The sequence below is a fragment of the Microcoleus sp. PH2017_05_CCC_O_A genome (assembly GCF_020738785.1).
Classification (GTDB): domain Bacteria; phylum Cyanobacteriota; class Cyanobacteriia; order Cyanobacteriales; family Microcoleaceae; genus Microcoleus.
In genome coordinates this window covers 1-10,445 of record NZ_JAEQCB010000173.1, presented here as the reverse complement: position 1 = coordinate 10,445, position 10,445 = coordinate 1, and the positions used below count along the sequence as shown (strand labels likewise).

Sequence of the window (10,445 nt, the reverse complement as noted above, 5' to 3'; positions counted from 1 at the left end):
TTCTCAAAAAGGTGAGGTATGACTGACAGGTTATATAACCACTGAAACCAAGAGGGCTGAAGCCCAACAACGTACCTCATCTTTCTGAGAACCGCTATATCAATTGACTTTTGATATATTGAAACTCCCGAATCTGAGCTTTTTTAAGGCAATTGATAACTGCTCGATCGCACAATCAATTCACCTTGACTGGGGTTGCGGCTGAAGATAAAAGCTCCTTCTTTAGTTTCACCGCTTGACAAAAAATCAATTTGCTGATCTCCAGATTCCAAGACTTCGCCCTTGACGCGCAGTTCCGCTACAACTTGCACTGATTCTGCCGTTTCGCCGCCCGTGTTAGTAACTTTAAACGGTACGTAAAATTGCCCTTTGGTGGCGCGAATTGGCTCGTTGCGAGTCACAGAAATCACAGGAGGTTCCTGTTTTTTAGTCACCCAGTTGTAAAGTACGAGTCCGGTGATGGTAGACAGGATCGAACAGGCGATCGCAAATGTTACCCATTCAGCAAAAGTTCTTTTTTCCGGTTGTTCCATTTTACTTTCGGCATTACTGTCACTCATACCGCCAACCTCCCCGCCGCGCCGCCAACAGTCGCCGGCAATCCCAATACTAACGTATAGCCCAACCAAACAGACCAAGGGTCGTCAAAGCTGAGTTTGTGGAAGAAAAACAACATAAATGCAGAAGCCACCAGCGATACTAAATACGCCATCACAGTTTCGCTGAGGGGACGCTGAAAAATTCCTCGCTGCTGCTGGCGTTTTGCTTGAGAAGTAAAGTCGGCTGCGAATACAATACCGTAGGAAATTAGCAGCGAAGCGGCGATAATTGCTAATTGCCAAGGTGGCGAAATAGCTGCCGCTAGCATGGGAATTTCGTCAGTTGGGGCGATGTTGAAAGCAATTATCATCGCGCCAATTAAAGTAGCACCGATATCTGCTAAAGTGGGATTAATCATCGGTTCGCTGTCGCTATCTGAGCTTTGATAGCGATCGCCACTCAAGAAACCGCTTGCCAGGGCCACTCCCAAGGCAAAGGGCAAGCCTTCAAAGATGATTTTCCCCAAAGCTTGTTGCAGCGGAGTATCCGGCGTAATTTCCCGGAGCAAAAACAGGATAACAGCCGCGCAGACAATGCCAATGGCGATCGCTTCTACGGTATCGATTGCAGCATCCCGCCACCGGATGTCCTTAGTTTTGCGAAAGCCTTCAGTGCGAGTCAGCAAGAAAACGACGATAAAAGTAGTTATAATGGCGATCGACATTTGCGCTGGTTTAGTAGAGGAACCGATCCACCAAACCTCCATCGTATACAGCAGCGGAATCCCGAACAAAAATCCGCCAGATGCACCTCGAATGATATCGTTTAGTTCATTTGACCACTGATTTTTACGTCTTTTTGACTTGTTCATATTTGAGTGAAAACGCGCCTCTAAAAATTGGGAAATTAACTATTTTTTAAACATTCTCTATAATACAATATTTATGGTATTCTTTCTCTAACCCGGGACAGAGATTTTATATTATGTCATGTCCGATTACGCGCAATAAAAAAGGTTTGTAGTGAGGACTTTAGTCCTCGGAATGGATGCGGACTAAAGTCCTCACTACAAACCAATATAGCAGAATTTTCCTCTTCTGTATCAGTTGTTTCTTTCACCAGAACAATAACTCTGACTTCTTGGTTAGCTGCTAAGTATTTTAAGATGGTATCGGGAAATTCTATTTTCCCGCCCTCTGTGACTTTTGCTGGAAACTCGTAGGCTTTCGTGATTGTTATATCTGGTTTTTTACAACATTATGCAGTTTGTGATTTAGTTTCTATTTGCTTAACTTGATTCTGCAACCTTTCAACTTCATCAATTAACTGCAACACTGTAATTGCAATATCAGGTCTAACTTCAGGTTGGGCAGTATTGTCAATCTGTGACTGTGCCCACTTTTGCAGTTGCTTTAACTTTGTTAGTTTGCTAAAGACAGGATTTCCATCATGTTCAGCAATACTAGCAACTTCCTGACTAAATGCAACTAACCTAGCAAATAGTTCATCCTTCCACGAACCTGCAAAAATGCGCTGATTCACTGTATAATGTACCTGGTTAGGATCAGTGAATGTCACTTGAGGATTAGCTAAAAACTTATTATCTAAACCTTGTGATGAATCAAATGTTTCGCAAACACTATTTAATATTTGTGTGAATTGTTCCTGTTCTTCAACTGTCAGCAGACGCTCAAACAACACAGTATGAGTATGTGCAGTAATGCCATTATCTGTAGTTGTACGATTTGTAGAACGAATTTTTAAATCGTTCATGGTGTAATTGTTTTTCATTTATCCTGCTTCCTGGCAAGGTTGAAAGTCAGCTTTTTCATTTAAAAAATCAAAGGCATTAATTGAAAACCATATTTGCTGTGCGGAGAACATCACATTGGCAATTGGCTCAATTCTAGCTTCTCCTCTATCCAGCAGATAGTTTAATTCTACCACAGGCAAAGACATTTCAATAACTGTGCAGCCTAAATCGTCTAAACCTGGTGATAGGGCAGCAAAGAACCAGGCTACTTCTGGATCTAACGCAGCGTACCAACCTTGACCTAATTGTACAGGCTGAGTTTGCAAAACTAGCAAGCGATCGCCATTTAACCCGTTATTCAAAATATCCAATGCACTCTCAATATCTGTACCGTGATAGAGTGTTACGATTGCCATAACTATGACTTGAATAAGTGTGGTTATTCGCAATCGTCTCATAATGTTTGTTGCTAAACAACGATATTTTTTTTCTTTTGATCGTGTTTAGGCATGAGTGTTGAACAACAGCCTCATGATCTGTACTCCTTAAATTCTTCTAGAGGTTCGTCAAAATCATCGGACATCCAAACCATTCCTTTAGCACTCCCTGCTTGCCGATTGGGTTTAGCTTGTTTGGGAATTACTACCAATTTTACAACAGGCTGATTATCTTTACTAATGGCAACTTCTTCACCTCTCATCGCCGCTTCGATTAATTCCAGAAGTTTTTCTTTAGCCTCAACAATGTCTACTTGATACATAACTTGTGCCTCCTTAATATCAATTTACAACATCACCATTCTAACTCAATTCGATAAATCCTCTTCCTCCAAATCAACAGATTGTACTTCCATATCATCCGACTGCAACTGAGCAGGAGTAGCCGGAATCGCTGCAATAATTGCATCTATCACTCTAGCCACCGGAATAATTTCCATCCCCAAATCTGGCACGGATTGATTCTTAGGAATAATCGCCCTTTTGAAACCCAATTTCGCCGCTTCCCTTAGCCGTAACTCTAATTGCGACACCGGCCGCACTTGTCCTCCCAAACCGACTTCTCCGAGCAAAACTGTGCGCGCATCAATTACCCGATCGCGAAAACTGGCCACAACTGCGATCGCCACCCCCAAATCCGCCGCCGGTTCCTCCACCTTCAACCCGCCTACCGACGCCACAATCACATCCAATTTAGACAAAGGAATCCCCACCCTTTTCTCCAAAACAGCCAAAATTTGCTGCAATCTACTACTATCCACACCAGTAGTAGAACGGCGTGGCGCACCAAAACTTGCAGGGCTGACTAACGCCTGAATCTCCACTAAAATCGGTCGAGTTCCCTCGCAAGCAACCGTCGTCGAAGTACCCGGAGAAAATTCATCTTTATTGCCTAAAAACAACTCCGACGGATTATCTACTTCTCGCAAACCATTGGCTACCATTTCAAAAACACCGATTTCGTGAGTCGCGCCAAAACGGTTTTTCATCGATCGCAAAAGGCGATGAGAAGCAAATCTATCGCCCTCAAAATACAGTACAGTATCTACCAAATGCTCCAAAACCCTCGGCCCCGCCAAAGATCCATCCTTAGTAACGTGACCAACCAAGAATAAAGTAATATTTTCCCTTTTTGCAACCTGCATCAAAGCAGACGTACATTCCCGTACCTGAGCCACCGAACCCGGAGCCGATGTTAAATTAGCAAAATAAATAGTTTGGATGCTATCAATCACCGCCACATTCGGTTTCAGCGCTTCCAACTCCCGCAAAACAACTTCTAAATCCGTCTCTGGAAGCAAGTAGAAATTCTCCGCTGAATTGTCCTGGGAATCCGTTTTAGCTTCCCCATTGCTATCAGATATATTTCCGCCATTGCTTGACAAATTAACCGGATTAGCCACGCCCAAACGCTGCGATCGCAATTTTACTTGCTGACCAGACTCCTCCGCACTAACATAGAGTATTCTATCCTTGCGCGCCAACATATTCGCCATCTGTAATAGCAGCGTCGATTTCCCGATTCCCGGTTCCCCGCCAATCAACACCAGCGAACCCGGAACAATCCCACCTCCCAAAACTCGATCGAGTTCCCCATAGCCAGAAGGCCAGCGAGACTGAGTTTGGTCGGAAATCTGCGATAATCTAAAAGATACCTTTGGTTGACCCTTCGACTTATCAGGAGGCGAACCGCCCACTGACTTAGTTGTCACCCCAGTCAAACCAGCCCGTGGCCCACCAGCAGTATGTGGTTCTAACTGCTCGTCAAAAGAATCCCACTTGTGACAGCTAGGACACCTGCCAAAATATTGTGGTGAATCATACCCACATTCCCGACAAATATATTGTATTCGAGGCTTAGGCATTGTTTACTATGATAAATAGTCACCCTAACATTTAGAAAAGTCTGAGTTAAAGCAATTATCAAGCTTTCAGACCGATCGCCATACACGATTCAATCTGTATATTCTATGATAGGGTACAAAAAATTAAGATTATCTGAAATGTAACTTAAGGAGTGCTCGGTAACTTGGAAAATCATAAAGAAAAAATTCTGGTAGTCGATGACGAAGCCAGTATCCGGCGCATTCTGGAGACTCGCCTTTCCATGATTGGCTACGATGTCGTCACCGCTGCTGACGGTGAAGAAGCTCTCGAAACATTTCGCAACACCGAACCCGACTTAGTAGTTTTGGACGTGATGATGCCGAAGCTCGACGGTTACGGCGTGTGTCAGGAGTTACGCAAAGAATCAGACGTACCCATTATCATGCTAACCGCTTTGGGAGACGTAGCCGATCGCATCACCGGTTTAGAATTGGGCGCCGACGATTACGTCGTCAAACCTTTCTCTCCCAAAGAGCTCGAAGCCCGCATCCGTTCGGTACTGCGCCGGGTTGACAAAAACGGCGCTTCAGGCATTCCCAGTTCTGGAGTCATCCACGTAACTAATATTAGGATTGACACCAACAAGCGCCAAGTTTATAAAGGCGACGAACGAATTCGGCTCACAGGCATGGAATTCAGCTTGTTAGAACTGCTTGTCAGCCGTTCTGGAGAGCCTTTTTCGCGATCGGAAATTTTGCAAGAAGTTTGGGGATACACGCCAGAACGCCACGTAGACACCCGCGTTGTGGACGTTCACATCTCCCGGCTGAGGGCAAAGTTGGAAGACGACCCCAGCAATCCTGAATTAATTCTCACCGCCCGCGGCACCGGCTATCTATTCCAGCGCATTGTCGAAATTGGCGAAGTCGGTTGACAGTTGACAGTTGGCAGTTGGCAGTTGACAGTTGGCAGTTGGCAGTTGACAGTTGGCAATTGGCAGTTGGCAATTGGCAGTTGTTAAATTATCAACTACTCCTTATAAAACTTAAGCATAGGTATCCAGAAACCGGGTTTTTCAACCAAAATACTGGTTAAAACCCTCAATCTCGGTTAAAAACCCGGTTTCTTGGTGAGCGAGTGCATCAAAGCCTAAATGACAACTATCAACCATCAACTGTCAACTATCAACTGTCAACTGTCAACTATCAACTGACCAATGACAAAATCTGATCCAAATAAAGTATTGCGGCAATTACCCTTAGTTGCGGGAGGGTTAGCAGGTACGCTGCTGGTGGTCAACCGCTTACTGACAGAGCAAATTACAGACTCTCAAACTCGATCGGACGTTTTGGGAGTAATTATCAGCGCCCTGCTGATTTTAACAGGTTTGCTGTGGCAACAGGTGCAAGCGCGATCGCCCGATTCGGTACAGCTTACCGGCTCTGAAGGCTTCGAGCTGGCGCCGGATTTGCCCGATGCCGTCAAGCTAGAATTAGCCTGGGCGTCGCGTTTGCTGTTGACAAATACGGCCACAAGGGCGATCGTCATTGTATATCAAGGAAAAGTCTTATTGAGGCGCGGCATCTTAGGCATCAATCCCGAAGTCAAGCCAGGGCCAATATTGCAGCGAGTGCTCGACAAAAACAAACCAGTTTATTTAGTAAAGCTCGATATTTATCCCGGCAAAATCGAATTCGACTATTTGCCAGAAAATACCCAAGGAGTGATCTGTCAGCCGATCGGCACTCAAGGCGTATTAATATTAGGTGCTAACGCGCCGCGCAGCTATACCAAGCAAGATGAAAATTGGGTTGAAGGCATTGCCGAAAAACTAGAAAATACCCTCAACCAATTTTAGATTTTAGATTTTAGATTTTAGTTGGTAGGGTTTTGGTGTCCGCAGCTTCGGCTAGAGACAGTCGTAGGGTGCGTCAGAATACGTTATTGTCTCAATCATGGAAAAGCTATTTTCTGACGCACATTCTATCACGAGATGGCGATGGGTGGAGTTGCAGGGGTAGGTCAAATTCAGTTGTTGCAACCATTTTTGACGCTGCTGGCTTCGGCTATTTTGCTTGGTGAGACTCTGGAGCAGATCGCCCTAATCACCGCTTGTTTAGTCGTAGCGAGCGTAGCTGTGGGTAAAAAAACAGCAATTAAGTAATGAGAATTAAATAACTTACAATTTAATGATTCTTGTGGGATGGGCAGGAGAACCCGTACAGAAAGGACGGGTTCTTCTGGCCTATCCCACTTTCAAGAGTGTAAATTATTTAATTTGCGTTCCTAAGCGGGCAGAAGATTTGTGAGGATCTCGACTATATCTAATGACAGATGTAAACCGTGGACTATTTCTATTGAATACTACTAATTAACTAAAACTTTAGGAAAATAGTAATGTTAGATATTGATGAAATGAGTTCAAAAGAAATACACGAACTCCTACACACAGTAGGATACGGTCATCTGGGCTGCATCCACGAAGGCAAGCCCTACGTGATACCCATGAATTATTATCTCGAAGCAGATGACATTTACCTGTTTACCACGATCGGCATGAAGACTCACGATCTTGATGCGAATCCCGAAATTTGTTTGCAGGTTGAAGAAATACGCGAGCCTCTTCATTGGCGCAGTGTTATTGTCAATGGTCGAGCTTTGCGCGTGACTGAGCAAGCAGATCTCGATCGAGTAATGCACCTCGTCAAAGAGCGCAATCCCATGCTATCACCTGCGATCAATCGCACTTGGATTGATAGTCAGGGACGTTCCGAGGCGATCGCAATTTACCGCGTCCACGAAACTGAAATCAGCGGGCGCACCACTGATGGAGTCAGCAGTAAGAAGCCATAGGAGCACTCTTGTCAACCGTGCAGCAAACTTATGAGGCAACTTGTTGACTTTTTATGGCATCTCATTCGCCTATTTGGACACTATCAACTCAGCAAGTCTACGAAACTCTTTCAACTTCCCAAAAGGGACTTTCAGAAGCAGAAACAGCAATCAGAATTAAGCATTACGGGTTTAATGAACTGCCCGAACCAGCGAAGCGATCGCTATTACTCCGCTTCACCGATCAGTTGACTCATTTCATGGCACTCTTGCTCTGGGTTGCAGGTGGACTGGCTTTTGTCTCGGGTACACCAGAACTCGGCTGGGCAGTCTGGGCTGTGATCTGGATTAATGCCGGTTTCAGTTTTTGGCAAGAATTCCAGGCAGAACAAGCGTTAACAGCACTCAATAAAATGTTGCCCGCGCGAGCCAAAGTCTATCGAGATGGGACGCTAGGTGAGATTCCCGTCAGGGAGATGGTTCCGGGAGATGTCTTGCAATTGGAAGAGGGCGATCGCATCTCTGCTGATGCCAGACTGGTTTCGGCTCAGTCTTGTTATGTCGATGTCTCGGTGCTGACTGGAGAATCGCTGCCGGTTGCCCGATCGGCGGAACCTGTAGCCACTGAAAAGATGCGTGCCTCCGAATCAAGCAATCTGGTTTTTGCGGGTTCTACCGTTGCGGCAGGGCGTGGATTAGCGGTCGTGTACGCTACAGGAACTCAGACCGAGTTTGGTCAGGTTGCCCATCTCACTACAACGGTGAAACGAGAACCCAGCACCCTGGAAGTTCAAATCAACAGCGTGGTGCACGTCATCACGGCGATCGCCCTTGGGCTGGGTGTTGTGGTGTTTCTGCTGACTAACCTGTTGGTGGGTATGGAACTCAAGGAAAGCTTCATTTTTGCGATCGGGATTATTGTGGCATTTATAAAAAAACATTCGGCAAGCGGAAAACTCAGAGGCTTCAGCCCGCTCGATGTAAGCGGCACGGGTGGTTTCAACCGCCGTGAATTTTTCTTAATTCTTAACACTTGAAAGCAGAGAAAGACGTTAAAATACAAACTAAGGAGGTGAACCAGATTGCTAACAAACTATGTTTATAAGTTGCGACCCAATCAAACACAATCATCAAAAATGTCGGATTGGATAGATATGCTGCGAAGCCAGTATAATTGGTGCTTGAATGACAGAATCTGTCAGTACAATCAGCAGTTTATCCAGGGTAACTACTGTGACATCAGAACAAAAAGCGAAGCTTCACCATTGACCTGCTTCGTAAGTAAAAGTGGCGCAACCGGAAATCCTTGGAAAGATTCTAAGTTTGACTTTGAAGGTAAGCGTCGAAATCCTCGTCGAAGTGCTGGTGACATTCAGATTACAGCATTACCTGAGTTAAAAATGGCTAGACCTTGGTATAGTAGAATAGACTCAACAGTTTTACAACAGAATGTTAAACGCTTAGACATTGCCTACCAAAACTTCTTTGAAGGTAGGGGTTTTCCTAAATTCAAGAACCGCAGTAATTTTACATCTTTTACTTATGCGATGGGGGTGAAAATTAAGGGCAATAAAATCTACTTACCTAAACTGGGATGGATGCGGTTTCACAACTCTCGCTCAATCCCAAGTGGTTTTACCATCAAGGCTTGCACAGTTAGGAAACGACAGAATGATTGGTATGTTTCCGTGAGAATAGAAGATAAGTCTGTACCTGAATACAGCCCCAAAGCTCTCGGTAACAATCCCAAAGTAATCGGTTGCGACTTAGGACTCACTAAACTGGTTCATCTTTCTGATGGCTACCAAATTGAGAACCCTAGATTTTCAACCAACAAAAAAGCTAAACGTACTCTGAAAATTAGACAGAGACGGGTTAGCCGCAAAACAAAAGGCAGTAAAAACCGCAAAAAAGCAGCTATCAAAGTTAGCAGATTTCATCAAAAAATTGGTGATAAACGCCAAGCGTATCAATGGAAAACTGCGAATAAGATTGTATCTAGAAGCATTGATGCAATCGCCTTAGAAGATTTGAATATCTCTGGGATGATGCGCCGATGCAAGGTAAAAAGTGATGAGAAAACTGGGAGGTTTCTGAAGAATGGGCAATCCAGGAAAAAGGGATTGAATCGTGCTATCTCCGATGCAGGCTGGGGCGATTTAGGATTAAAGATTGAGTATCTGGCTGCAAAGCAAGGAAAAATCGTAATTAAAGTTAATCCTAAGCACTCTAGCCAAGAATGCAGAAATTGCGGTCATATCGACCAGGAAAATAGAGATGAAGAAAAGTTTATCTGTGTGGAATGTGGATATCACGAACACGCCGATATTGGTGCTGCAAAAACTATCAGAGATCGAGCTTTGAGAATGGTACGTGGGCCAGGACGCGAAACCTGGTGTTGAACACCTAAACGCCCAAAAGATATCAGCACCCTCTATGAGCAAACGTGCTGAGTTTGGGAACCTGAGCAATCAGGATATTAAGACCGCAATGTCTTAAGAATCTCAGTCGCTTCAGCGCTGAGAGTGTCAACATCAAGCCACAACTATGACGCTGGCGGCGATCGTAGCCTGCCAAATTGGAAACGTTTTCGCCTGCCGCAGTGAGCGCACTTCAATTTTTCGCTTGGGCTTCTTTAGCAACCCTTTAATCTGGTTAGGAATTGCGGTTGAGTGCGTACTGATTCTATCTATTATCTATTTCCCACCTTTACAAAAAGTCTTTGCGACTGCACCGCTATCGACCTGGCAATGGTCGCTGCTAATCGTCTGCCCACCATTAATACTAATCGCTGATGAAATACGAAAGAAAATTGTTTACAGTTCAGCTAAAAAGATTGAGGTTCTTGTGAAGAAGCCAGTTTGAACTCACATTTTGCACCATTCTCAATTACTTGTTTAGGAACAGGCAAGATGCCTGTTTCACTAAAGAGTGAATTTCTTGTGGAACAGGCATCTTGCCTGTTGCTGACAATTAGGAACAGGCAAGATGCCTGT

General features: G+C 44.6%; 13 protein-coding genes and 1 pseudogene. 8 read left to right on the top strand and 6 right to left on the bottom strand.

Going from position 1 to position 10,445, the window contains the following annotated elements:
• Positions 1 to 143: 143 nt before the first annotated feature.
• From JGK20_RS29165 to radA, 6 genes are all read right to left on the bottom strand, one after another.
• On the bottom strand, positions 144 to 560 hold the full coding sequence (locus JGK20_RS29165; protein WP_293180327.1) for a TIGR02588 family protein: 417 nt from the start codon (positions 558 to 560) through the stop codon (positions 144 to 146).
• On the bottom strand, positions 557 to 1,411 hold the full coding sequence (locus tag JGK20_RS29160; protein ID WP_293180324.1) for a TIGR02587 family membrane protein: 855 nt from the start codon (positions 1,409 to 1,411) through the stop codon (positions 557 to 559). The genes JGK20_RS29165 and JGK20_RS29160 overlap by 4 nt, the downstream gene beginning before the upstream one ends.
• A 386-nt stretch (positions 1,412 to 1,797) precedes the next feature.
• Positions 1,798 to 2,331: a hypothetical protein gene (locus JGK20_RS29155; RefSeq protein ID WP_293180321.1), complete on the bottom strand. Its 534-nt coding sequence runs from the start codon at positions 2,329 to 2,331 to the stop codon at positions 1,798 to 1,800.
• Positions 2,332 to 2,709: a hypothetical protein gene (locus JGK20_RS29150; protein WP_293180318.1), complete on the bottom strand. Its 378-nt coding sequence runs from the start codon at positions 2,707 to 2,709 to the stop codon at positions 2,332 to 2,334.
• Between the two features lie 113 nt (positions 2,710 to 2,822).
• A complete protein-coding gene (locus tag JGK20_RS29145; RefSeq protein ID WP_293180315.1) occupies positions 2,823 to 3,053 on the bottom strand; it encodes a type II toxin-antitoxin system prevent-host-death family antitoxin in 231 nt (76 codons plus the stop codon).
• Positions 3,054 to 3,098: 45 nt separating this feature from the next.
• A complete protein-coding gene (gene radA, locus JGK20_RS29140) occupies positions 3,099 to 4,655 on the bottom strand; it encodes a DNA repair protein RadA (RefSeq protein ID WP_293180312.1) in 1,557 nt (518 codons plus the stop codon).
• 164 nt (positions 4,656 to 4,819) lie between these two features.
• Between radA and rpaB the strand changes: the two genes are divergently transcribed.
• The 8 genes and pseudogenes from rpaB to JGK20_RS29100 all read left to right on the top strand — a co-directional run.
• Complete coding sequence (rpaB, locus tag JGK20_RS29135) at positions 4,820 to 5,551, top strand: response regulator transcription factor RpaB (RefSeq protein WP_071587789.1); 732 nt, start codon at positions 4,820 to 4,822, stop codon at positions 5,549 to 5,551.
• Positions 5,548 to 5,712 (top strand): hypothetical protein, encoded by a 165-nt coding sequence (locus JGK20_RS29130; RefSeq protein WP_293233083.1) that lies wholly within the window; start codon positions 5,548 to 5,550, stop codon positions 5,710 to 5,712. The genes rpaB and JGK20_RS29130 overlap by 4 nt, the downstream gene beginning before the upstream one ends.
• A gap of 121 nt (positions 5,713 to 5,833) precedes the next feature.
• Entirely contained in the window at positions 5,834 to 6,475 is a 642-nt protein-coding gene (locus JGK20_RS29125; RefSeq protein ID WP_293180306.1) for a cofactor assembly of complex C subunit B, read from the top strand.
• Positions 6,476 to 6,616: 141 nt separating this feature from the next.
• Positions 6,617 to 6,781: a hypothetical protein gene (locus JGK20_RS29120; protein WP_293206235.1), complete on the top strand. Its 165-nt coding sequence runs from the start codon at positions 6,617 to 6,619 to the stop codon at positions 6,779 to 6,781.
• 233 nt (positions 6,782 to 7,014) lie between these two features.
• A complete protein-coding gene (locus tag JGK20_RS29115) occupies positions 7,015 to 7,470 on the top strand; it encodes a pyridoxamine 5'-phosphate oxidase family protein (RefSeq protein WP_293180300.1) in 456 nt (151 codons plus the stop codon).
• Between the two features lie 53 nt (positions 7,471 to 7,523).
• Positions 7,524 to 8,486, top strand: a complete 963-nt coding sequence (locus JGK20_RS29110; RefSeq protein WP_293180296.1) for a cation-transporting P-type ATPase — start codon at positions 7,524 to 7,526, stop codon at positions 8,484 to 8,486.
• Positions 8,487 to 8,585: 99 nt separating this feature from the next.
• Entirely contained in the window at positions 8,586 to 9,851 is a 1,266-nt protein-coding gene (locus tag JGK20_RS29105) for a transposase (protein ID WP_293197048.1), read from the top strand.
• 142 nt (positions 9,852 to 9,993) lie between these two features.
• Positions 9,994 to 10,314: pseudogene (locus tag JGK20_RS29100) on the top strand (cation-translocating P-type ATPase C-terminal domain-containing protein); the annotation flags it as partial.
• Positions 10,315 to 10,445 lie beyond the last annotated feature (131 nt).